The sequence below is a fragment of the Paenibacillus kyungheensis genome (assembly GCF_028606985.1).
Lineage (GTDB): Bacteria > Bacillota > Bacilli > Paenibacillales > Paenibacillaceae > Saccharibacillus > Saccharibacillus kyungheensis.
On the sequence record NZ_CP117416.1, the window covers coordinates 3301148 to 3323895 of the forward strand.

At 40.1% G+C, this 22748-nt stretch carries 24 protein-coding genes and 1 other annotated feature; of the genes, 2 read left to right on the forward strand and 22 right to left on the reverse strand.

Annotated features, from left to right (window positions below):
- Positions 1–270: 270 nt before the first annotated feature.
- From PQ456_RS14095 to PQ456_RS14185, 19 genes are all read right to left on the reverse strand, one after another.
- Positions 271–1245, reverse strand: coding sequence for a polyprenyl synthetase family protein (locus tag PQ456_RS14095; protein ID WP_069327916.1), 975 nt, complete (start codon positions 1243–1245; stop codon positions 271–273).
- On the reverse strand, positions 1242–2111 hold the full coding sequence (locus tag PQ456_RS14100) for a menaquinone biosynthesis protein (protein ID WP_420540616.1): 870 nt from the start codon (positions 2109–2111) through the stop codon (positions 1242–1244). The genes PQ456_RS14095 and PQ456_RS14100 overlap by 4 nt, the downstream gene beginning before the upstream one ends.
- Positions 2092–2724, reverse strand: coding sequence for a UbiX family flavin prenyltransferase (locus tag PQ456_RS14105; protein ID WP_420540617.1), 633 nt, complete (start codon positions 2722–2724; stop codon positions 2092–2094). Before PQ456_RS14105 ends, PQ456_RS14100 begins: the two co-directional genes overlap by 20 nt.
- Positions 2715–3590 carry a UbiA-like polyprenyltransferase gene (locus tag PQ456_RS14110; protein WP_273612871.1) on the reverse strand — a complete coding sequence of 292 codons (876 nt, stop codon included), beginning with the start codon at positions 3588–3590 and terminating at the stop codon, positions 2715–2717. The genes PQ456_RS14105 and PQ456_RS14110 overlap by 10 nt, the downstream gene beginning before the upstream one ends.
- Before the next feature lies 1 nt (position 3591).
- Positions 3592–4314: a demethylmenaquinone methyltransferase gene (locus tag PQ456_RS14115; protein ID WP_273612872.1), complete on the reverse strand. Its 723-nt coding sequence runs from the start codon at positions 4312–4314 to the stop codon at positions 3592–3594.
- A 59-nt stretch (positions 4315–4373) separates the two neighbouring features.
- Positions 4374–5234, reverse strand: coding sequence for a heptaprenyl diphosphate synthase component 1 (locus PQ456_RS14120; RefSeq protein ID WP_273612873.1), 861 nt, complete (start codon positions 5232–5234; stop codon positions 4374–4376).
- A 247-nt stretch (positions 5235–5481) separates the two neighbouring features.
- Positions 5482–5718: a trp RNA-binding attenuation protein MtrB gene (mtrB, locus tag PQ456_RS14125; protein WP_204823510.1), complete on the reverse strand. Its 237-nt coding sequence runs from the start codon at positions 5716–5718 to the stop codon at positions 5482–5484.
- A 98-nt stretch (positions 5719–5816) separates the two neighbouring features.
- Positions 5817–6089: an HU family DNA-binding protein gene (locus PQ456_RS14130; RefSeq protein ID WP_069327910.1), complete on the reverse strand. Its 273-nt coding sequence runs from the start codon at positions 6087–6089 to the stop codon at positions 5817–5819.
- A gap of 188 nt (positions 6090–6277) precedes the next feature.
- Positions 6278–6652 (reverse strand): 2Fe-2S iron-sulfur cluster-binding protein, encoded by a 375-nt coding sequence (locus tag PQ456_RS14135; protein WP_273612874.1) that lies wholly within the window; start codon positions 6650–6652, stop codon positions 6278–6280.
- Between the two features lie 12 nt (positions 6653–6664).
- The gene (locus PQ456_RS14140) at positions 6665–7282 is read right to left on the reverse strand and encodes a hypothetical protein (protein WP_273612875.1); all 618 of its coding nucleotides are present in this window, start codon (positions 7280–7282) and stop codon (positions 6665–6667) included.
- A 73-nt stretch (positions 7283–7355) separates the two neighbouring features.
- A complete protein-coding gene (locus tag PQ456_RS14145) occupies positions 7356–8399 on the reverse strand; it encodes an NAD(P)H-dependent glycerol-3-phosphate dehydrogenase (RefSeq protein ID WP_273612876.1) in 1044 nt (347 codons plus the stop codon).
- On the reverse strand, positions 8392–9027 hold the full coding sequence (gene plsY, locus PQ456_RS14150; RefSeq protein ID WP_273612877.1) for a glycerol-3-phosphate 1-O-acyltransferase PlsY: 636 nt from the start codon (positions 9025–9027) through the stop codon (positions 8392–8394). Before plsY ends, PQ456_RS14145 begins: the two co-directional genes overlap by 8 nt.
- A 12-nt stretch (positions 9028–9039) precedes the next feature.
- Positions 9040–10365 (reverse strand): ribosome biogenesis GTPase Der, encoded by a 1326-nt coding sequence (gene der / locus PQ456_RS14155; protein WP_273612878.1) that lies wholly within the window; start codon positions 10363–10365, stop codon positions 9040–9042.
- Positions 10366–10819: 454 nt separating this feature from the next.
- Positions 10820–12055 (reverse strand): 30S ribosomal protein S1, encoded by a 1236-nt coding sequence (rpsA, locus tag PQ456_RS14160; protein ID WP_204823499.1) that lies wholly within the window; start codon positions 12053–12055, stop codon positions 10820–10822.
- Positions 12056–12128: 73 nt separating this feature from the next.
- A complete protein-coding gene (locus tag PQ456_RS14165; RefSeq protein WP_204823498.1) occupies positions 12129–12707 on the reverse strand; it encodes a lysophospholipid acyltransferase family protein in 579 nt (192 codons plus the stop codon).
- 3 nt (positions 12708–12710) lie between these two features.
- Positions 12711–13412, reverse strand: coding sequence for a (d)CMP kinase (gene cmk / locus PQ456_RS14170; protein ID WP_373461972.1), 702 nt, complete (start codon positions 13410–13412; stop codon positions 12711–12713).
- A gap of 110 nt (positions 13413–13522) precedes the next feature.
- Positions 13523–14167, reverse strand: a complete 645-nt coding sequence (locus PQ456_RS14175) for a flagellar brake protein (RefSeq protein WP_273612879.1) — start codon at positions 14165–14167, stop codon at positions 13523–13525.
- Between the two features lie 205 nt (positions 14168–14372).
- Entirely contained in the window at positions 14373–15071 is a 699-nt protein-coding gene (gene prsW / locus PQ456_RS14180) for a glutamic-type intramembrane protease PrsW (protein WP_204823492.1), read from the reverse strand.
- Positions 15072–15200: 129 nt separating this feature from the next.
- The gene (locus PQ456_RS14185) at positions 15201–15812 is read right to left on the reverse strand and encodes a genetic competence negative regulator (RefSeq protein WP_069327899.1); all 612 of its coding nucleotides are present in this window, start codon (positions 15810–15812) and stop codon (positions 15201–15203) included.
- 397 nt (positions 15813–16209) lie between these two features.
- Between PQ456_RS14185 and PQ456_RS14190 the strand changes: the two genes are divergently transcribed.
- Positions 16210–17109: a polysaccharide deacetylase family protein gene (locus PQ456_RS14190; protein WP_273612880.1), complete on the forward strand. Its 900-nt coding sequence runs from the start codon at positions 16210–16212 to the stop codon at positions 17107–17109.
- 91 nt (positions 17110–17200) lie between these two features.
- Here PQ456_RS14190 and PQ456_RS14195 read toward each other — a convergent pair whose 3' ends face one another.
- Positions 17201–17641, reverse strand: a complete 441-nt coding sequence (locus PQ456_RS14195; RefSeq protein ID WP_273612881.1) for a hypothetical protein — start codon at positions 17639–17641, stop codon at positions 17201–17203.
- The gene (locus tag PQ456_RS14200; protein WP_204823489.1) at positions 17638–18231 is read right to left on the reverse strand and encodes a type II CAAX endopeptidase family protein; all 594 of its coding nucleotides are present in this window, start codon (positions 18229–18231) and stop codon (positions 17638–17640) included. The genes PQ456_RS14195 and PQ456_RS14200 overlap by 4 nt, the downstream gene beginning before the upstream one ends.
- A 234-nt stretch (positions 18232–18465) precedes the next feature.
- Positions 18466–18695, forward strand: a binding site (T-box leader).
- 208 nt (positions 18696–18903) lie between these two features.
- On the opposite strand from PQ456_RS14200, the gene serA reads away from it, so the two are divergent.
- Complete coding sequence (gene serA, locus PQ456_RS14205) at positions 18904–20496, forward strand: phosphoglycerate dehydrogenase (protein WP_273612882.1); 1593 nt, start codon at positions 18904–18906, stop codon at positions 20494–20496.
- A 130-nt stretch (positions 20497–20626) separates the two neighbouring features.
- Here the strand turns inward: serA and PQ456_RS14210 are convergent, their stop codons facing one another.
- Positions 20627–22735, reverse strand: coding sequence for an alpha-galactosidase (locus PQ456_RS14210; RefSeq protein WP_273612883.1), 2109 nt, complete (start codon positions 22733–22735; stop codon positions 20627–20629).
- Positions 22736–22748 lie beyond the last annotated feature (13 nt).

Below are 22748 nucleotides of genomic sequence, written 5' to 3' on the forward strand. Positions count from 1 at the left end.
ACTGTTTACAGAAAGGAAGCGTTTCATAGCAATTTTCGACATTTTCTGATTGTACTCAAACCTGAACGGTATACATTACTGGACATATCGAATATTTGGACAAAATAGTGATTTGAACCGCTATTCAATATGCTTTGTAATGTATATATCGACCGTATGATCCCACTCTATTAGCAATTAGTAAATATTTTACGTATAGCCAAGCATTTTATTTTGCACAATCTTCTATATTCTGCAATAAAACATAAAATTGTCGAACATTGTTGTAGATTAATGTGAACGATTAGCTACAAATTTAGCAATCTCTTGCAAGTGCTTTTGCGTTCTACCTGCTGGCAACTGACTAAGCGCATGCATCGCTTTTTGAATATAACGATCCGCTAATAATTCAGCTTCTTGTATTCCCTGACTTTCACGTACCATACGTACTGCTGTAGTGACATCTGTCTCGCCATTAGCATTATGGATTCTTGTAATCTCTGCAAGTAACGGCTCTCTACGTGATTCATCTTGAAGTGCATACAAAACAGGAATCGTAATATTCCCTTGACGCAGATCGCTACCAGGTGGTTTACCTAGTTGTTTCTCGGTTCCGCAGAGATCCAGCACATCATCACGAATCTGAAAAGCCATACCGACGTTATAACCGTATCGGTATAATTCACGCGTGATTTCTTTGGGCGCATTAGCAGCAATTCCACCCAATTGACAACTGATTGCGATCAATAGCGCTGTTTTGCGACGAATCCGTAGTAAATAACGACGAATACTTTGTCCTGTATTGAAAAAGTCTCTAATCTGTTCCATCTCACCAATAGACATCTGTACCATCGCTTTCGATAATACCTGATGAATTTGCGGATTTTCCAAACGTGCTACAATCATCAATGCTTTGGCATAAATATAATCGCCTGTGTACATGGCAATCCGGTTATCCCATTTGGATTTGACGGTCGGTTGACCGCGGCGTGTGTCTGCATCATCAATTACATCATCATGTACAAGTGAAGCCATATGAATCAATTCCAAAGCAACGGCTACATTGCTTAGACGATCCAGATCGTACGTACCATACTTGCCTCCAAGCAACACAAAAGCGGGACGAAGCCGTTTGCCTCCCGCTTTGAGCAAATGAAGTGATGTTTCATTTAATAGAGGATGTTCACTGTCTATACTATGACTAAGCTGTCGTTCTATCACATTCATGTCTTTTTTTAGTGTCCCGAAAATATCCAGTAGTTTCATTCGTTCACCCGTGTTAGTGTATTGTCAGTCCATAATTCCATGTGTACTTCATGATCTAGCAATCCAAGCTCATATGCATATTGAAAATACAATGCTAAACCTTTTTGCTCTGCTTCTCCAAAATCATACCATAATTGCTGAAAATAGTGTTTCCAATACGCATGATCGCCACCCATTTTTTGCTGAGCCTCTTGAATCACTGGATTCAGATCGGCGATAGAACGCTGTTTACTTTTTACCAATTGCTGTGCTGTTTCGGTTACAAATTCAGGATATGTAGCTGCAAATTGTTTGTTAACAGCCCATACAGCAAATGTCATACTTAGTCCTGTCCATGACTTCCATTCTTGTCCTAGATCAGTCACGATATAACCTGTATCTTTTTGCGCGGCGGCAATCGCATGATCACCGATCAATAAAGCTGCATCCGCTTGTTCCATCATTTCATCCAAGCTCGGATCCATCGAAATGTATTCTGGCGTAAGGTGATAACGCTTATTCAGAATAATTTTGAGAAGATTGATAGAAGTAGCTGACGTATTAGTCAGCGCGATCGTTCCATTTCCCAGTTCTGCAATTGGCTTTCTGGAAAACAGAAGAATCGATCCGACTGCATTTTTAGCACTCACAGATAGATCAGGCAATAACCAGAAATCAGACGAGCGCGTACCATAAGCAAATGAAGACACCGGTGTAAGATACAATGTTTCTTCTAACAAACCCCGATTCAAGTTAGCAGGAAGATCGCTATGAATCTCTGCGGGCAAGGATAGAGCCGACGGATCAAAATGATGATACACCGGCCAATCGTTTGTATATTCTATTTTACCAATTTTGAAAGGTTGTTTAAAACTTTTCACGACCATTCCCCCATCGTTCAAATAATTGATGTTCGATGTCCAGAATATCGAGCACCTTGCCAACCATGAAGTCGACCGTATCATCCAATGTTTTGGGACGATAATAAAAAGCAGGCATAGCCGGAACAATACTCACGCCCATACGTGCTAGTTTTAACATATTTTCTAAATGTATCGCTTGAAGTGGAGTCTCTCTTGGTACTATAACCAATTTACGCTCCTCTTTAAGCACAACATCTGCTGCTCGTGTCATTAAGTTCGCTGACATTCCACCTGCAATATTAGCAAGAGTCCCCATCGAACAAGGAACAATGATCATCGCTTTAACCCGAAAAGAACCGCTAGCAATCGTTGCTCCGATATCAGAAAAGGAGTGATATACCAATTGTTCTGACCATTCACCGAAATATTGCTCTAACATTTCTTCTCTGCTAGACGCTTCCCAGTCCATCTCTTCTTTAAGTACGCGCCAACCCGCATTTGAGATCACTAAATGAACAGTATAACCGAGGGATAACAACACCTCGGTTAATCGAATACCGTATATAGAACCACTAGCTCCTGTAATTCCTACAATATAGCGTTGTTTCGCTGTATGTTCTGTAGAATTTACCACCACTGTTTCACCACCAGATCGATCAATGTAAATACAAATACGATCAGACTAAGTGTACTATTTAAGGTGAAAAAGGATGTTTGTAGACGGCTTAAATCTTTTGGTGTCAAAATATAATGCTGATAGAACAAGATAGCCAGTGCGATCACAGCACCGATAAAATACCACCAGCCCAGTCCAGCCATAACGCCAATCGCAATCAGACCGATTGCTGTAATCACATGAAATCCTTGCGCAATTTTAAGTGCTTTAGCAATTCCGAAGCGACTTGGAATCGAATATAATCCTTCTTCGCGGTCAAATTCTTCATCAGCACAAGCATAAATCACATCAAAACCTGCTGTCCAAAACGTAATCGCAATATAAAATACAATCGCTGTCCAGCTAAATTGACCGGTTACCGCTATCCAACCACCAAGTGGTGCTAGACCTAGCGTCATACCAAGCACGACATGACACAGCCAAGTAAAACGTTTGGTATAGGAATAGATCACAAGCATAAAGATAGCAATCGGTAATAATTTTAATGCTAACGGATCTAATTGTGTTACTGCCCAGAAAAAGATAACTAACGAAATTAGTGTAAATAGTACAACTTCGCTTGAACGCAAAAGACCAGCTGGAATCGCACGCATCATTGTACGTGGATTTTTACCATCAAACACCTGATCAATTAGACGGTTAAGACTCATTGCAGCAGTACGCGCACCAATCATCGCTAGCAAAATCCAACCAATCTGTATCCATGAAGGCAAGTGACCATTGATTACATATGATCCTAAAATGGTTCCCATAAAAGCAAAAGGCAACGCAAACAGCGTATGCTCTATTTTAATCATTTCTAAAAACACTTTAAATTTCTTAAACATTCTACTTCTCCTTGATCCCAATATGAAGTGCCGCAATACCGCCTGTTAAGGGGTACGCCTGAACATTATCTAGCCCAACATCTCGGAATATTTGCGCCAGTTCTGCACGTCCCGGGAACAGCTTGAGTGAATCAGGCAGCCATTTGTATTGCTCGTAATGTTTGGCTACAAGTTTGCCCATAAGTGGCAATAAGTTTTGGAAATAAAAATAATACAGCCCTTTAAACGGTTGCCATGTTGGTTTGGATAGTTCTAAACAAACAACCATACCGCCAGGCTTTACCACACGCTGCATTTCTTTTAACACTTGTACCAGATCTGGCACATTACGTAGTCCGAATCCTATCGTTACATAATCAAAAGAATTATCTTCGTATGGAAGATCCATTGCATTCCCTTGAGTAAGTGTAATATTATCTCTCCAGCCATCACGATTGATTTTGTTCTGACCGACTTGTAACATATTTGGACTGAAATCCAGCCCTTTGATTTGACCGGTACCGCTAGCTTCAGCAATACTGAGTGTCCAATCACATGTTCCACAACATACATCCAGTGCTGAACTGCCTGGTTGTACATTCATTTTTTTCATTGTAAATTTGCGCCATGCTTTGTGACGACGGAAACTAAGCAAATCGTTCATCATATCGTATTTTGGAGCAATCGACTCAAAAACGGATTGTACGAATTGCTCTTTCGGTTTGACAGCTTCTGGTTTGGTCACGATACAATCACCTCATTTTAAAATAGGTACTCTGGCAATATTCTGCTTTCGCACTAACATTATTGCTCTTGATTCAACACTAATGCTTGATAAGAGTCCGTTAACTGTAATACTTCAGTCTGCAACTCCGCATGACCTGCTTGTTCTAGACGTTGTGAGATATCTGCTAATACACTGCTTAGCTCTGAACGAAGATGTGCAGTGATCTGATAAGTCTGATCCCATTCATTCCATTGTTGTACTGTTACGTGATCACTCACTAGATGTTCTTTAGTCTGTGCTTGTACATGCTCAAGTACCTGATACAAAGCAAAGCTGCCAAATGGACCTTGTTCTCCATGTAGACGTGTTAATTCGTTAGCCAGAATCTCAGCGCGGCTAAAATCAGTTAACAACGCTTGCCACAATGAAGATACTTCTGTAGAAATATACGGTGTAAACAAAATAAACAGCTCCATTTTAAGCTGTGTAAGCGACTGCACATATTGCTCAGCAGTAAAGTGTTTACTTTGAACATCATGATATAAATTCATTTTAAGACGGTTCGTTTCGCAGATTGCCGCGCTAAGCAAAGAAATCATCTCAATCTCGCCAGCTTTAGCTAACAACTCGTAAAAGCGGCTACTGAAAAAGTCTCCTGCTAATACATTCAACTGTCGAGAACGCATCGCTTCTTCTTCCTGATGGACAGCCAGTGTATCGATCATATCATGAGTATCCATTGCCATCTGCACAATACCTGCTACAAGTGGGAATAATTCTCCACGATGTGAGACACTTTCATCGTGATCTGTCATATTCAAAAAGGCATGAAGTAAATGTACACGAGTGTCTGGAAACTCGGGAACTCCTGTATGCTTTTGAATCATATCGTATTCTGTGTATTTTCGGGATGTTTCCAACAAACGGTATGGTTTCATCTCAGCCTCCGACGCCTTTATAGTGCAAGTCTTTATTTTCACAAACATAGTATAGCCTAAAACATAACTTTTAAGCCATTTCAGTTCATTATACCATATGTTTTTTTGACAAGACAGGGCTAGTGAAGATTTGTAAGTCAATGAATGGCATAGAAAAATACTGGTTTCCTCAACCTTAATCAACTATTAAACATGAGGAAGCCAGTATTTAGGTAGATTGTTTATTTGCGATCAACCGTAACATATATCAATCTTCTGTATTCATAGAGCCATGCTTGGTCATCACTTCTGCTTTGCCACGTACTTTAATCGCTGATGTATTCTCTGTAAATTGAACGACCATGATTTCGCCTTTATCTAACTTCTCTGTATGATGAAAACGAGTATCGCGTCCGCGAGTTAGACCGATTACCTGTACTCCGTTGTCTTTCGCCTTGATCACAATATAGTCACTATTCGTATAATGGTTGTCCGGTGATTCCATAAATGTTATCCCCTTTTCGTATTTAACGTAGATCAGATATGGAAAAGACCGTGAACATGATCGTCACGGTCTTTCCTGCACATGGAATATGTAATAACTTATTTAATTCCATCTTTCAATGCTTTACCAGGTTTAAAAGCCGGGATTTTACTAGCTGCGATATCGATCTCTTCACCTGTTTGTGGGTTACGTCCTTTACGTGCAGAACGCTCACGAACTTCGAAGTTACCAAATCCAACCAATTGTACTTTATCACCACTTTGTAGTGCACCAGCGATAGCTTCAAAAACAGCATCAACTGCTTTAGTTACATCTTTTTTCGGCAAATCAGTCGTTTCTGATACTTGCGCGATCAATTCGGATTTGTTCATATATTTCACCTCCCAAAGTATTTATATCGATTGCTCCACTTGCTGCTTGGTTTTTCGTTTGCACGAAATATAAGTAAACACCGCGGAATTTTCGAAAATATCACCTGCTGCCTATAGAGCGCAGAAGGCGGAACAAACCTATAGTAATATACTCAACCTTTAATTTCAAGCATTTTGCGCTTTTTTGTCTACCAATCACTCAGATCTTCGTTTTGTTGCTCCATTTGTTTGCGAATCGCGGCTTTTAGTCGATCTTCGGGTACTTCCACTGTCAAATCACCAAGTACTCTAGCCTGACAGGATAATCGTACACCTTGTCCTATCGAACTTCCTAATTTACGTGATTCGGCTGGCTCTGCGGCTGAAATACACAAATGACCTTCATCATCATAAGGATGAGGGGTATTCACTTTGCACATCAAACAAGCAGCTTTGCCGTCACAACGCACTGCAATATGAACTCCTGCTTTGCGTGCAGCTGTCAGCACTGTTGTTCCTGTATTGACCTGAATAGATTTACCGGATGGCAAAAAGGTGACTTGAGCTTTGTCTGTTCTGGACATTGTTTTCTCCTTTTACCGTTCTATTCCAGCTAATCGAAGGATACGTTGTCTAAATTGAGGATGAAATCCATTATGTTGTATCATCTGCTCGATAAGTAACGCATGATCCTGAGAGTTCTCACGTATTCGTTCACTAATCGGCTCATAGCGATCTGGTCGATCACGTAATAGATTAAAAATCAATTCATGTGCTAATGGCATCAAATGAACATTTCCAGCCTCTAGCGTATATACAGGAGCAGCAGGATAAAGAACAGGCTCTACATGTACACGATAATACGATTCTCTCGCCCGCACTTCAAATCCACCGACTAATTCGACGGTGTACGCATCTAACTGGTAATGACTAAGTGTCGAGCGATATGTTCTTGTCTCGTCAAGTACTGGATAATCTAACACAGGCAATTTACTAGCTAACTGTCCATGAATATGTTCTATTCGAATCTCATCTGTATAAAGATCTATATCGCGTGGAGCTTTATCTAACTTCACACCATGTAGTAAAAGACCACAGCTTCCACCAAGCAACCAGGGAGATTGCTCCTCCAACGGTTGAAGCAGACGAACAAGCTGCTCCAGAGATGGTATCAGCTCTTTTTTCTGCTGTACCTGCTGCTGCGTTTCCACCATGATTTCCTACTCCTTCCTGTGCAAAAAGAACGAAAGGATTATTGATACCCCATCGTTCCTGCCTAATTCTTTATTAGGAATGCCATTGTTGCCATGTTTCTAGCTTCATGACTTCCATTTCATTTTTGGGATTACGTCCCATAAGTGTCTCGACGGCTGTACGAGGATCACTTTGCTCAAATAACACATGATACAACTGCTCTGCGATCGGCATTTGTACATTGTATTTTAGCGAAATATCACGTGCTGCTTCTGTAGTGCGTACACCTTCGACTACCATATTCATCGAAGCCATCACTTCATCTAGTGATTTGCCTTGACCTAACATATAGCCAGCTCTCCAGTTACGACTGTGTTGACTGCTTGCAGTTACCATTAAGTCACCAATACCTGCAAGTCCAGAAAAGGTCAACGGATTAGCACCCATTTCACTACCAACACGTACCATTTCAGCCAATCCGCGGGTAAGTAAAGCCGCTTTGGCATTATCACCAAATCCAAGACCATCTACCATACCGGCTCCCAATGCAATAATATTTTTAAGTGCACCGGCAAGCTCTACTCCGACCAGATCCAGATTCGTATACACACGGAAATATTCTTCATTCATAAATAAAGATTGTGCCGCTGCTGCCGCTTTGGCATTGTGAGAAGCGACAACTACCGTAGTCGGTAGACGCTTAACCACTTCTTCCGCATGGCTAGGACCAGACAAGACCACTACATCTGACTCTAGACAGTCCAGTTCTTCGCTGATGACAGTAGACATACGTTTGAGTGTCTTCGTTTCGAATCCTTTGGTAGCATGAATACAGAGCATATCAGGATGGTAATATGGTTTAAGATCGCTACATACTTGACGCATCGCTTTGGAAGGTGCCACAATCACAACTGCTTTTGTTCCATCCATAGCAGCAGCAAGATCAGAAGTTGCTGTAATTTGAGTGGACAGAACTGCATCTGGCAAATACTTTGTATTGGTGTGCTGTTGATTAATCTCGGCAACTTGCTCTTCACTGCGTGCCCATATTGTCACTTGTAGACCATTGTCTGCAAGAACAGAAGCAAGCGCAGTTCCCCAACTACCAGCTACTAGAACGGTCACTTTTTCAGACAACTTTGTTTCCTCCCTTGTCCGCTTTGGATCCGATTTTATTTTCAGTGCCTTTGAATATTTTGACAATATTCGTCTGATGCCGCCATACTGCAAGCAACCAGATGATAATGCTCACTGTAATGATCGGTGCAGAGTAACCCTGAATCAGTAAAACAATAGGTGTTAACGTTACAAAAATTAACGATCCTAAAGATACATAACGAGTGATAACAATCGATGCAATCGCAAATACACCTGCAATTAATGTAGGCACAATACATAATGTTGCCAACACACCAATTGTTGTCGCAATTCCTTTACCTCCGCGAAAACGGAAATAAATCGGCCAGTTATGCCCTAAAATAGCAGCTATTCCGCACAAAGCAGGAACCCAGTACATGGTATGTCCTGATAACCCGATACTGAACCAAACGCCAAGCCATATAGCTGCCACACCTTTGAGCGCATCTAACAAAAGTACAAATATAGCAGGTCCTTTGCCTAGTACGCGCAATGTATTGGTTGCTCCGGCGTTGCCGCTTCCGTGATCACGGATATCGATTCCTTTCAGCCATTTAGCAATAAGTACACTAAAGCTGATCGAACCAATCAGATAACTAATAATAATAGCCACGACTGATAAAATCACATGCTTCTCTCCTTAATTATCTGATGCTGATTTTCGACGTGTAAATATTCGAATCGGCGTACCGATAAAGTCAAATGCCGCTCGAATTTTATTTTCCAAATAACGTTCGTACGAAAAGTGCATCATTTCAGGTTCATTTACAAATACGATAACGGTTGGTGGCTTAACTGCAACTTGAGTTACATAGTTAATACGCATCCGTTTTCCTTTATCTGTAGGTGGAGGATTAATAGCAATTGCATCAGATACTACATCATTTAATAAATGAGTAGGAATACGCAATGCATGTTGTTCAGCAACTTGTTGTACAACCGGTAACAATTTGTGAACACGTTGTTTGGTCAATGCAGACAAAAATACAACAGGAGCATAACTCATAAATAAGAAATGATCGCGGATATTCGATTCGAATTGACGCATCGTTTTGTCATCTTTTTCAACAACATCCCATTTGTTTACTACAAATATAGCTGCTTTACCTGCATCATGTGCATATCCAGCTACGTGTTTGTCCTGGTCGATAATACCTTCTTCACCATTGATTACAGTTAATACAACATCTGCACGTTCAATCGCTTTCATTGCACGCATTACACTGTATTTTTCTGTATTCTCATAGACTTTACCACGCTTACGCATACCTGCTGTATCAATTAATACATAACGTTGTCCATCACGTTCAAAAGGCGTATCAATCGCATCACGAGTCGTACCTGCTACATTACTTACAATAACACGTTCTTCTCCCAAAATTGCATTCACCAATGAAGATTTACCTACGTTAGGACGACCGATTAGAGCTACACGAATGACATCATCGCCGTACTCATCATCAACGGTTTCAGGTAATTCTTTGACAACCGCATCTAGCAAATCACCCATACCACTACCATGACTTCCTGAGATTCCAATCGGATCGCCAAATCCTAAATTATAAAATTCATAAATATCATTCATACGACCCATGTTATCTACTTTGTTAATCGCAACAACAATCGGCTTGCCTGAACGATATAGTATTCCAGCTACTTCTTCATCAGATTGAGTCAATCCGCTTTTGACATCACACATAAATACGATAACATCCGCTTCTTCGATTGCAAGTTCAGCTTGCATACGAATCGACTTCAGCATCATATCTTCCCCATCTAATTCGATACCTCCGGTATCAATAACACTGAATGCTTTACCATTCCATTCAGATGTTCCATAGATACGGTCACGCGTAATACCAGGTTTATCTTCGACAATTGCTAGCCGATCACCGATCATGCGGTTAAATACTGTGGATTTTCCCACATTCGGGCGGCCCACGATTGCAACTACAGGTCTTGCCATACGATCCATTCCTCCTGTTCATTCTTTCCGCTTTTCATCATAGCAAAAAACATTGCACTTGGCTAACATTATGATGAACTTTACAGCGGATTCATTTATTCCTTTAAAAGCAATAATCGACGAATCCATTGCGGATTCGCCGATTGATTGAGTGACTTTTACTAGAAAGGCGGTCGCTTTACTATCAATGGACCGTCCATAAAAAGCCCGTGCTATGATTTAGATTATTTTGCGAGAGGATCAATCGCTCTAATTTTGAATTTAAAGTAAAGCGTCTGTAAAACGTTACAAACATTTAGGTTTGCGTTGCTTTACATTCTTTTTGTTCAAAACTTTGCAAACATCATTAAAACGTTGATATTTGCTTGAGCGAGAAAATCACTCGCTTATGATTAAGGAGTAAACGTCATTAGAACGTTGACGTTTACCGAGCGAGAAGATCACTCGCTCGTAATCACTTGAATTTGCTTAGTTTGTCACCGAAACGTTCGCCAAGAGTGATGCTCAATCCCTGGTTGCTTAAAGATACGTTAGGGTTGTTTAATTCTTCTTGTTTAGGAGCTCTGTCGCCACGGTTGTTGCTGCGTTCTGGTTTAGCAGATTGCGCAGGAGCTTCTTCTGTTTCTTTAATACTCAAACTAACACGTTTTTCTTCAGTGTTCACATCAAGTACTTTAACAGAAACCGTTTGTCCTTCTTCAAGAACTTCTTGTGGAGTACCAATGTGTTTGTGAGAGATTTGGGAAATATGAACCAAACCTTCTACTCCTGGAGCGATCTCAACGAAAGCACCGAAGTTCACAAGACGTTTTACTTCACCAGTAACGATATCACCGATGTTGAATTTGTCAGAAGCTGAATCCCAAGGCCCTGGTTGAGCAGCTTTGATACTCAAGCTGATTTTACCTTTTTCAGGGTCAACACGAAGTACTTTTACTTTAACTTCGTCGCCTTCAGACAATACATCAGATGGTTTGTCTACGTGATTCCAAGCGATCTCGGATACGTGAACCAAACCGTCTACGCCGCCAACGTCTACAAAAGCACCGAATTGAGTCAAGCGTTGTACTGTACCTGTCAATTCTTGTCCTTCTTTAAGACTTTCCATCACTGTGTGTTTGTTAGCTTCGTATTCAGCTTCCAAAACATCTTTTTGTGAAAGAATGACTTTGTTGTTTTCGCGATCCAATTCTTTTACTTTAACGCGCAAAGTACGTCCTTTGTAATCGCTGAAATCTTCTACGAAATGACGTTCTACCATAGAAGCCGGGATAAAACCGCGTACGCCAACATCAGCAACTACGCCACCTTTAACCACGTCTGATACAGTCACTTCAAATACTTCGCCTGATTCGAAATTCTTTTCAAGAACTTCCCAAGCATTTTCGCTGTCAATCGCACGTTTGGAAAGAACCAATTTCTCTTTCTCATCGTCTATACTTACAACTTTACATTCTACTTCTTGTCCTACTTCAACAGCTGCAGCAGCATTGTCTACTTGTAGTGAAGAAAGTTCACGGATCGGAATGATACCGTCATATTTATATCCGATGCTTACATAAGCTTGGTTATCTTCAATTTTGACGATCGTTCCTGTGACAGTGTCACCTTTGTTCAGTGAGACGAACTGATCAAGCGCCTCCTGGTTTGTAACTTCGGTAGTTTCTTGGTTATTATTTTCTTCCGACATGTCAATACCCTCCTCAATTCAAACCCCATTTATTTAAACCCGCAAAATGCAGAGTTCAAAACATCATTAAACATTATTGATTTTCTTGAATTAATTGGCGTATAGCTAGCATGATTTTGTCTGTCGCTTCATCTACAGTACCTATTGCCCCTTTACCTCGATAATCATCAAGATTAATAGGTGGCCCATAGACTACTTTTGTTTTGCCGAATAGCTTGTAATGACCTACAATCGCTACAGGCACGACAGCCGCATCTGTTCGTAGTGCAAAGCTTGCAGCACCATTTTTGGCAGCAGCATCCCCTGCATTACGACTACCTTCAGGAAAAATCCCCAACACACCGCCTTCACGTAAAATCAGAAGAGATGTTTTGATCGATTCTTTACTTACACCGCCACGTTTGACAGGATAAGCACCAAGTTGTCTAATCAAAGGCCCCAAAACAGGAACTTTGAATAACTCTTCCTTAGCCATAAAGCGAACTTTACGATTCAGCATAATGCCTACAGTAGGTGGATCTAAATTACTAATATGATTAGAACAAAGTAATACTCCACCTTGCTCGGGAACATGCTCTTTGCCTACAGCTTTTAGCCTAAATAAAAACATATACAAAATGCGTAGAATCGTACTACAAATGGTGTATACCATGAATCAGACTCTCCCTGACTGCACACTCTGTGCCATTGCAATAATACTCTCAACAACTTCTTCGATAGACATCGAAGTCGTATCCAGCACTGTTGCGTCTTCTGCACAAACGAGCGGAGAAAATTCACGCTGTTCATCCAATTGATCGCGCGCTGCAATTTCACGTTCAAGTTGCTCTAATGTAATACTTTCCGAACCATCCATTTCTGCAAATCTTCGTCTTGCTCGCTCTTGGACAGTAGCAGTCATAAATACTTTTACTTCTGCATCCGGAAGCACATGAGTACCGATATCGCGTCCATCCATTACAACGCCTTTGCGCAAAGCCATTTGCCGCTGTAAAGTTGCAAGCTTCACTCTCAGCCCCTCGATTTGCGCATATCGTGACACAATCCGGTTTACGGCAAGACTACGAATATCTGCTGTAACGTCTACTTCATTAGCTAGAACTTTTTGTCCATGTTCATCCGGTATCAATTCAATCACCAGATTCTTCGCCTCTTGAAGCACTTCTACAGTATTTTCTGGATCGATATTTCGCTGTAGCATATGCCATGTTACTGCTCTGTACATTGCACCGGTGTCCACATATACGTAACCGAGACGTTTAGCCACTAATCGGGCTATTGTACTTTTACCAGCCCCAGCAGGACCGTCAATCGCAATGTTCATTTTCCCGCTATATTCTAATGCTTGGCGTACCAATCGGGAATCCCCCTCAACCTTCATACTACAACTCGCTAAAAAAGCAGGCATTGCCTGCGACAAGCAAATTATACCACAGTCCTATATAACATGCAAAAACCCCGAGTCATTTACAACACTCTAAAATCGAATTGGCGTTCAAAACAATAGCGGATCATTTTTTGCCGATCGGTTTCCGATATCACTGTATACTCTAATAAATATCTTGGTGTAAGTGATGTGGAGTCAAGCACATTCATTACTTTCGCTGTTAATGGAATATGATCGATCTTTCCATTTTTCATATGGATCAATAACCAGCATTCTAAAACATCATTTTTTTGCACTTTGTTCATTACATCTGTTGTAAATGATAAACCGCCAGCGCTTACATTATCAGTGATAGCTACAAATCGATGATCTTCTTTTTTGACTGCTACTTCTATTTGTGCTTTGACTCGTAAATATTGCCGTCTTTGAACGACTGAAATTTCTTCTTGAAGAGGTTTGCGAATACGACTCAAGGAAGAGGTGGAATCGAAGCCTGTTACAATAGTACTGAAATAATGTTTGATTTCGTTGTCGATTAAATAATAAGCATACAACTCTTCGCCCAACGTTAACTTTTTGCCAGAAGAAGATTTTTTATGACTTAATGGGCCGATATATAATGAATCGTTATCCGCTCGTCCTACAATCGATTGATATATCTCTGTCTGATCTCCTTCTACCGCTTGAAATTGAAAATAAATCATGTCACCTGACTTCACTGACATCCTTTCTTCCCCCTTGAACAATATCTAACCATTTCTATACTTTTTCTATATTTCTGCCTTGTTTCTTTATGATCATATAGTTATACGAATTATACCATCTTGTTGTATAAATGATACTTCATAAATTGCTATTTTAGACAAAAAAAAGCAATCACACTTTTCTGTACTATAGCTACAGATTCGTGGATTACTTTTGATGACAATATTACAAATTAACTTCTTCCTCACGTTTGATAAAGCGGAAAGGTGAACGGTTGCTCGCTCGGGTGATCTTACTCATTCCTCCATACCAGAGAACGATCATCAACGGGATAATGTACCATAACCAATATTGACTCATCATATGCAAAATCAGATCATATAATCCATGCCAGAAAATAGGAAGAATTAATCCTAAAGCAAGGAATATATTACGTTTGCGTTTGGTGGTAGTAAATTTGGCTTTACCAATATAGTCACCCATGATCACTCCAAAGAGCGCATGTCCTGAAACAGGAAGCAATCCCCGTAACAATAACGACATGACCGACATCGAGTTATATAAGGCATATAGCACATTTTCCAAAGTTGCAAATCCTAGTGATAGCGCTACTGTATACAGTATTCCATCATAAGGCTCGTCAAACTCCGTATGATTGTACAAAATATGATAGATAATAAACCATTTGGCAAATTCTTCTACACCTGCTGAAGTCAGAAAGGAAAACACATAAGGACTATCGCCTAATCCAAGCACCATAGCCCGTTGTATAATCATAAGCGGGAATACAATCGCCACGCCTAAGAAAAAGAATTTGATGACCAAATGGAGTGGTTCTGGTTCATATCTGTCCTTGAGGTAAAAATAGATCAACAGAGCAATACCCGGAGCTATTGCTGCCATCATGATCGAAAATAAAGACACTCGATATTCTCCCTCCATTCTTGCGTAAACCCAGTCCGACGTTGTGCCAAATCATAATATTAGGAACTCCTTCCGGTCGGTTCACGCTATGAATATGAAGGATATACCTGAGGTGCCTTTATATTGGACTTAGTCGTTACGATCAAAATGTTCACAGATTGTCGCAATTGCATTTTCTGCCATAACAACTTTTCCGTATTCTTCTAATACTGCTTCCGTTAACGATGTGGTATCGCCAAATTCAGCTAATACCGCGATCAAAGCGGCGTGTTTGGTCAAATCAACATCCGCAGGATCCATAGTCAAAATCCATTTATCTTTATAATGGTACAGCCGTCCGGCTTCAGTGACATTTTTGGAGAGAGTATGAGCTGCTTCGATAAGAACTTCAAAATCTTTGAAAGAATACGCAATAAAATCAGTTTCTTCTAGCGTAACTTCCATTTCATATATTTCGTCAGCCATATCTTCTTCATTGATCGTGCCCAAGTGTTGGTCATACTTGCCACGCGTCACGATAACAACCATTCCTTGCGCAGGAAGTGCAAATACTTCGACTGCAAGAGGACCGGTAGCATCAAATCCAAGCTCGCTATAAGCTTGATCCATCATTTCGGTAAAAAGATCATGGACTTTTGGAATTTCCTGCCACATGTCTTCTTTTTGAATTCCACGCTCAGTAAGATCATCAAACGTAAGGAAAATCCGTATTTTGTCTGAGCTTAGTCGTTCTATTTTCATAATAGGATCCCCCTTGGAAAACATAGGTCATAACCATCGTAGAATACAGGTTATGTCACTGCCTATTTATATCGATGATAGATATAGCAATGCTATATTAGGTATGTTACCATTTATTATCCTTAAATGCACGCACTAAAACGCCTGAATAAGAATAATACGTATTGTCAATCTTTTTTTCGGAATTTGTTTCATTTCTTCCTCTTTTGGTTTAAAAGATAGTTTGTGCATTTAAGGTCGACTGCTATTTATGGCTATATTGTAACTTATCGTTACATATTTATGGTTGACCTTACGTATGCTTTAAGGATTTAATTTACATATGCGGAATTTTGCTCCACCGTGCTTTTGATTGATTTTATTTTCTAACAATTCAGACAGAAAAGAGCGTGAATGTATGTTAAAAAAAACAGCAAGTTGGTTGTTGTTATCTGTAATTATGTTGTCTGCTTGTAGCAATCAAGCTCCAGCATCCACTACAGAGACACCTGCCGCCACTACCGAACAAAGTACCAGTAACACACCTGCAACAACGCCAGAAAGTAGCGAAACAGCTACCACACCAGCAACCGAGGGTACAACTTCTACTGAAGCGACTACACCTGAGCAGTCTTCTGAAAGCACAACTGCTAAAGATACCGAAGCTACCGCTCCTGCTGAGTATACATATCATATGAACAAAAATTATGATATCGTACCTAACGAAGAATCTAAAGAAACTCCTAAAAAAGTAGTTCTTTTGACTTTTGATGACGGTCCGAAAGAGAAAAAAATGATCAATAGTATGATGGATACATTGGACAAACATCATGCCAAAGCGATCTTCTTCGTAAATGGCTATCGGATCAAAACTCATCCAGAACTGTTAAAACTGATTCATGATCGTGGTGGTATTATCGGTAATCATACACAAGATCATATCGTACTTAAACATGAATCTAAAGCTAAAGTAACTCAGCAAATTGAAGACACTCAAAAGCTGATTGAAGATACGATCAATGAAGCACCACGCTTTTTACGTGCTCCAAATGGTGCTACCAACGATACAGTACATGCATTAGCGAAAAAGCATGACATGCTGTATATGAACTGGTCTGTAGGTTCACTTGACTGGGTCAATCAAAAAGATCCGGACGCTGTTATTTCGAACGTTATGGATCAATTGCACTCCGGCAGTATTATTTTGATGCATGAATTGCCTTGGACGGTAGAAGCTTTGGATGAACTTTTGACCAAGCTTGAAGCTAAAGGTTATACCTTTGTTGATCCAAATGCGATTGAACCTAAAATGCGTTAATTCACTTTAAACAACGATAAAAAGCAAGGGCACCGTTGAATAACTGGTTCCCTTGCTTTTTTCATGTTCATGATGATAACCAAGCTAGTTATTATAGACCTGAACGACCCGCTAAATTCTGAAGCCAGTACCAATTCGGCATAAACCCAGACAGCTTAATCCCCCACCATAACAACATAATCGTTAATGCAACAAATAAGAAAATAAGATACCCGTAAAAAAACTTGGCAATTTTAATTTTGCGAGATGGATAAATCGTACTTCTAGGTACGTAATCTTTATCTTTTTCGTTCTCTTCTTCGTCTGTTTCACTAACTTCACCTGTTCTAGAACGCGTCAACACTCCTTGTTCGTTAATAGCTCCACGAACAGTGTTGGTAGCATTCTTTTTACGACCCGCAGGTAAGCGAATACGACTTCCTGTTAGAAGCCCTTCTTCTCCAGAACTATATCTGGCTACTCTACTCGATTGTCTGCTTTCTCGTGTTGCTGTATTACTATAACGTTCTAACCTGCTTAGGCGCTCGCTCATTTTTCCCTCCGCAATGAAATAATTAGACCGGATATCAGGTCAATCGCAAAGTGACATAATATAGGTGCCCACAATGTTCCGGATTCAATATATATATACCCAAGTGCGTAGCTACTGACGAATACCCATGCTGTAGGAATCCAATGTCGTAGATAACGGAAATGAATAGCTGCAAATATAATGCTGGTCCAATAAGGCCCAACTGCATATTGAATAGCTCCACGGAACAATATTTCTTCGCAGACCCCTACCAGTAGTGTAATAATAATAATATGCCATAACGGGCGATTTTTGAAGATCATTTCATTAATTCCGCCATCATCCATACTATTTTCAGGAACAACTTTGGAAATAAATAGATCTACGACGAGCATCAGCGCTGCAAGTCCCAATCCCCATGCGATAAAAGTAAGTTCTGTTGGCAATTGTAATAATGTTAAAGGGTTGCGTCCTTGTAACCAAATCCATATCAGTCCAACAAGCAAGGTCAATCCTTGAGTTAAATACAAATTAATCAATAATAATTTATCGGTTAATTGTTCAGGTTGTACGCGTTTAATTTTGAATGAACGGAACTTGCTTTTTTTCATAATCACAATCCTTTGGCTGCATAAAATAGTGTATCGGTCTATTATATCACTTTATTGAATACAAGCTTCTATCTCTGCTCCTAATTATTCAAGATTGGCTGTTCTCACATCTTTACGTTAGAATACAATTATCGTTTCGTGTAAAATTCATTTTGAAATTTTCTGATTACTTTCTCTCTTTGCTGTATTGACATGATATGTAACCCATGTTACATTATGAAAAATTAAATGATTCTAACGTCTATGAAGGAAAAAAGTAGCATGATGGTTTTCAGAGAGCCGGTGGTTGGTGCAAACCGGTAAGCCAAATGTTATCTTTGAGCGATCCTGAGTCACTGTATTGAAACCAAGTAGGTACAGTCGGTTGATCCCGTTAGCGATCCGGTCAAAACATTGACCATAAGGCTGATTCTTGTGAGAGAACAGCGAATTAGGGTGGTACCACGACAGCTCTCGTCCCTTTGCTACAGTAGTAGTGTGCGGATGAGTGCTTTTTTTGTATGATTTTCACTTTCACGCGGTAGTGCGTTCACCCGTTGAATTTTCAAATTCAATTAGGTACGATATTAACATTGTATCGCTGTTTTAGCGCTGACAGCAGATACGAATGTTTATATAGATGATAACTCATTATTTTACAGAGACTGACCATTTTGGAGGAGGAAAGAAATAATGTTTAAGGTATTGGTATCAGACCCGATCAGTGATCTAGGAATTCAACAATTGGTAGACGCTCAAGATATTATTGTGGATAAGCAGACTGGACTTAGCGAAGATGAATTAGTCGGTATTATCGGTGACTACGATGCTCTACTTGTACGTAGCCAGACGACAGTAACCAAAAAAATCATGGAAGCTGCCACCAAGCTCAAAGTCGTTGGACGTGCGGGTGTAGGCGTAGACAATATTGATCTAAATGCTGCAACAGAACGCGGTATCATTGTGATTAATGCACCAGACGGTAACACCATTACTACCTGTGAACATACTTTTGCGATGATGATGGCTCTTGCTCGTCATATCCCTCAAGCTTATGCCAAAACGATTAGCGGTACTTGGGATCGTAAATCTTTCCTCGGGGTTGAATTACGTAACAAAACATTAGGCGTACTGGGTATGGGCCGCATCGGTAGTGAAGTAGCGAAGCGTGCCAAAGCATTCGGTATGGAGATTCTAGGATATGATCCTTTCTTAACACAAGAACGTGCAGATAAAATGGGCGTTACTTTAGCGAGTGTCGATGAAATTATACGTAATGCTGATTTTATGACGGTACATACACCGTTAACACCAGAAACGAAACATATGATCTCTACAGCACAATTCCAGGTCATGAAAAAAGGCATGCGTATTATTAACTGTGCACGCGGTGGTGTTATTGATGAGACGGCTTTGATTACGGCTGTGAATGATGGTATTGTTGCAGGTGCTGCTTTTGATGTATTCGAAAGCGAACCTCCTCAAGCTGATCATCCATTTTTGAGTCATCCGCAAATTATCGTTACTCCACATCTAGGTGCATCTACGATTGAAGCACAGGAAAATGTAGCGATTGATGTATCCGAGCAAGTATTACACATTTTACGTGATGAGCCGTTCAAAAATGCGGTTAATATGCCTCCAGTCGCTGCAAGTGTGATGAACAAATTACAACCTTACTTCTCCCTGGGTGAGAAACTAGGTAGCTTTGCTGCTCAAATGGCAACACAAGCGATTCAAGAAATTCGTATCGATTATGCAGGCGATCTATCTGAAGTCGATACACAACCATTAACACGTTATATTCTAAAAGGGATTCTTGCCCGTCATATGGGTGATGAAGCGAATATCGTGAACTCGATGCACCTTGCCAAAGTACGTGATCTTAATGTGATTATTACAAGCGCTCCATCGACAAAAGGCTTTACGAACTTGATCACTGTGAGTCTTAAAGGACAAAACGGTGAAGAACCTCGTGTAGCAGGAACATTGTTAGCAGGTTACGGCGAGCGTATCGTGCGTATCAATGATTACTCTGTCGATGTATTGCCAAGCGGTCACCAAATCTTAATCTCTCATACAGATAAGCCGGGTATTATCGGTAATGTAGGTTCATTGCTTGGACAAAAAGATGTCAATATTGCTTCGATGCAAGTAGGACGTAAGCAAGAAGGCGGCGAAGCGATTATGATCTTAACAGTTGATAAAGATGTCAACAAAGATGTTCTATCCGCTCTTGTTGAATTGCCTAACTTGAACAAAGCACAAGAAGTGGTACTGGTATAAAACACTTCTATTATAGTAGTGACTCATATCTCACTTCATAAAATCAGCAAAAAGCCAACTGTTTTAGGGTATCATACCTAACGACAGTTGGCTTTTTGTTTTGCTTTTCAGAATAAATTATGAACCCGTTCTATATACCATGTATTTCATAAAGACGTGCCGAATATGCTGAAGGTAATTCTATACTGAGTAATCCAGTAATCGGATTCCACTCAAATGTACTGTCTTGTACAGCAGGATAAGCTTGTTTTATATGCAGTTGTTTATTAGTCCAATCAGATAAAGGTATAGATTGTACAGGTTCTCCTGTCATACGCCATACCGCCAAATAAATGACTTTATCACAATTCATTGCGAAGGCAAGCCAATCATCTCCAAAACTAGGTAAGCCTAATGGCCAAAAAGGTTGCCCTTGCGCTAACTGTTGACGAATCGTTTTGTAATACGTTATAGCTTCACGAATAAAGGCTATATGATCTGCTTGAATTTCTGCTATATGTCCACTTTGATGAATACGCAATAATAACGTATTAACCATATTCATAATCACTTCTTCGCTATGCCCGTCACGCAATGGATAAGACCAGACAGCAGCTTGCTCTGGTGTCACAGCTGAAGCCGATGCAGCTGCAATCACAGCATTTTTGCGATAATCTGTTTGATCACTTGTTGATTGAATACTATGTCTACTGAGCAAAGCGTAATCCATTCTCAATCCACCACTACCACAGTTTTCAATCACAAGATCAGGATATTGTAACCAGATCTGATCAAGCCATTTAAGATAGGCTTGATTATGTTGTAACAATCCATCTCCAAAACTATCTGCTTGCCACTCGGTGCCTACACCTGCATTGATATTATAATCCATTTTGATATAACCTACTTTGTATTCGTTCACTAAGCGGTTAATCACACGATCGGCATGCTCAATCACTCCTGGATGGCGGAAATCAAGCTGATAACGAGCATGATCAATGACACGATGTCCATGACGTGTAAAAAACCATTCGGCTGGTACTTGATCCGCTAACTGGCAAGCAACTCCCATCACTTCAAGCTCTAACCATAATCCCGGCACCATACCTTTTTGACGAATATATGCTAATACTTCTTCAATTCCATTAGGAAAACGAGCTTGAGAAGGCAACCATTCCCCTACTCCATCCCACCAATAACCGTCTGAATACCAACCACAATCAATACAATAATATTCACATCCTATTTCAGCAGCGGCATCAATTAAAGGAAGCAATGCTTCTGTAGTCGGTTCTCCAAACAGACAATTCATATAATCGTTAAAAATGACAGGCAATTGTTGATTATCTTTATTAGGTCTACGGATAACACGACGATAATCTGTCAAAATGGCTAATGCTTGGTCTATACCTTTTGCTGATAAGGCAACACTAACAGGAACAGAAGTAAAACTCATACCTGGTTGTAGATTTTTCCACCATTGATGTTCTTGTTCTGTCGGTCCGCTCGCCTGAATATACAACATGTCTACCATATCACTTATTTCCCAGTGCCAGGACCCGTTGTGCTCAATTTGCCATGCTAGACCTGATCCCGTTTCTTTATTTTCGATATAAGCTAAAGGTAAATACTGAGAACTTGACCATGTTCCTGTCGATTGATAACTCAATCGTTTCATCGAAAATTCATTGACATGATGCAATCCAAGCTGTGCTAGAGTATAGTGTTGCCATTGTACTTCACCGTACCACGTATTATGTGGAATCGATAATTGATAACGCTGATCTCTCGGTTGCTTCCCGCCGGGCAATAACCCTGTATACGCAAACGATGAAACATATTCTAATCCAACTGATTGGTTTCCTTTATTCGTAATAGTGGTCCAACAACGAATTACTGGAATTTGATTATAAAACTGAATATGAACTTCTACTTCTAAATCTGTTTTTACATCTATCATCTGAAATACAAGTTTTCGACCTTTATCTGTAGGCATATCTTCTATCTGCTGTAAACGAAGTCTTTTAGCAGGTAATGTACCGGTGTGCTTAGAACCATGATGATCATCGTGATTCTCACCACTGGCTTGTATTTCTACCATTCTGAATTTAGCTCTCTTTTTTTCAGACCATTGCTTGGCTTCTGGATAAGCATGTGTCCCAATATACAATAATCGTACATCTTGATCTTCAGTAATTTCGATTAATATATGAATACCATTTTCTTCAATTTCTAACCATTGAGTTGGTTGTAAAAACATAAAGTAGGCTCCT

What these genes read in the sequence shown, in the direction of transcription:
- PQ456_RS14195 (WP_273612881.1), bottom strand. Translation starts at nt 17,641, where the DNA reads ATGAGCGAGCGCCTAAGCAGGTTAGAACGTTATAGTAATACAGCAACA.
- der (WP_273612878.1), bottom strand. Translation starts at nt 10,365, where the DNA reads ATGGCAAGACCTGTAGTTGCAATCGTGGGCCGCCCGAATGTGGGAAAA.
- PQ456_RS14140 (WP_273612875.1), bottom strand. Translation starts at nt 7,282, where the DNA reads ATGGTGGAAACGCAGCAGCAGGTACAGCAGAAAAAAGAGCTGATACCA.
- PQ456_RS14130 (WP_069327910.1), bottom strand. Translation starts at nt 6,089, where the DNA reads ATGAACAAATCCGAATTGATCGCGCAAGTATCAGAAACGACTGATTTG.
- PQ456_RS14185 (WP_069327899.1), bottom strand. Translation starts at nt 15,812, where the DNA reads ATGAAAATAGAACGACTAAGCTCAGACAAAATACGGATTTTCCTTACG.
- serA (WP_273612882.1), top strand. Translation starts at nt 18,904, where the DNA reads ATGTTTAAGGTATTGGTATCAGACCCGATCAGTGATCTAGGAATTCAA.
- PQ456_RS14095 (WP_069327916.1), bottom strand. Translation starts at nt 1,245, where the DNA reads ATGAAACTACTGGATATTTTCGGGACACTAAAAAAAGACATGAATGTG.
- PQ456_RS14100 (WP_420540616.1), bottom strand. Translation starts at nt 2,111, where the DNA reads ATGGTCGTGAAAAGTTTTAAACAACCTTTCAAAATTGGTAAAATAGAA.
- mtrB (WP_204823510.1), bottom strand. Translation starts at nt 5,718, where the DNA reads ATGGAATCACCGGACAACCATTATACGAATAGTGACTATATTGTGATC.
- rpsA (WP_204823499.1), bottom strand. Translation starts at nt 12,055, where the DNA reads ATGTCGGAAGAAAATAATAACCAAGAAACTACCGAAGTTACAAACCAG.
- PQ456_RS14175 (WP_273612879.1), bottom strand. Translation starts at nt 14,167, where the DNA reads ATGTCAGTGAAGTCAGGTGACATGATTTATTTTCAATTTCAAGCGGTA.
- PQ456_RS14120 (WP_273612873.1), bottom strand. Translation starts at nt 5,234, where the DNA reads ATGAAACCATACCGTTTGTTGGAAACATCCCGAAAATACACAGAATAC.
- PQ456_RS14210 (WP_273612883.1), bottom strand. Translation starts at nt 22,735, where the DNA reads ATGTTTTTACAACCAACTCAATGGTTAGAAATTGAAGAAAATGGTATT.
- PQ456_RS14190 (WP_273612880.1), top strand. Translation starts at nt 16,210, where the DNA reads ATGTTAAAAAAAACAGCAAGTTGGTTGTTGTTATCTGTAATTATGTTG.
- PQ456_RS14200 (WP_204823489.1), bottom strand. Translation starts at nt 18,231, where the DNA reads ATGAAAAAAAGCAAGTTCCGTTCATTCAAAATTAAACGCGTACAACCT.
- PQ456_RS14135 (WP_273612874.1), bottom strand. Translation starts at nt 6,652, where the DNA reads ATGTCCAGAACAGACAAAGCTCAAGTCACCTTTTTGCCATCCGGTAAA.
- PQ456_RS14165 (WP_204823498.1), bottom strand. Translation starts at nt 12,707, where the DNA reads ATGGTATACACCATTTGTAGTACGATTCTACGCATTTTGTATATGTTT.
- PQ456_RS14110 (WP_273612871.1), bottom strand. Translation starts at nt 3,590, where the DNA reads ATGTTTAAGAAATTTAAAGTGTTTTTAGAAATGATTAAAATAGAGCAT.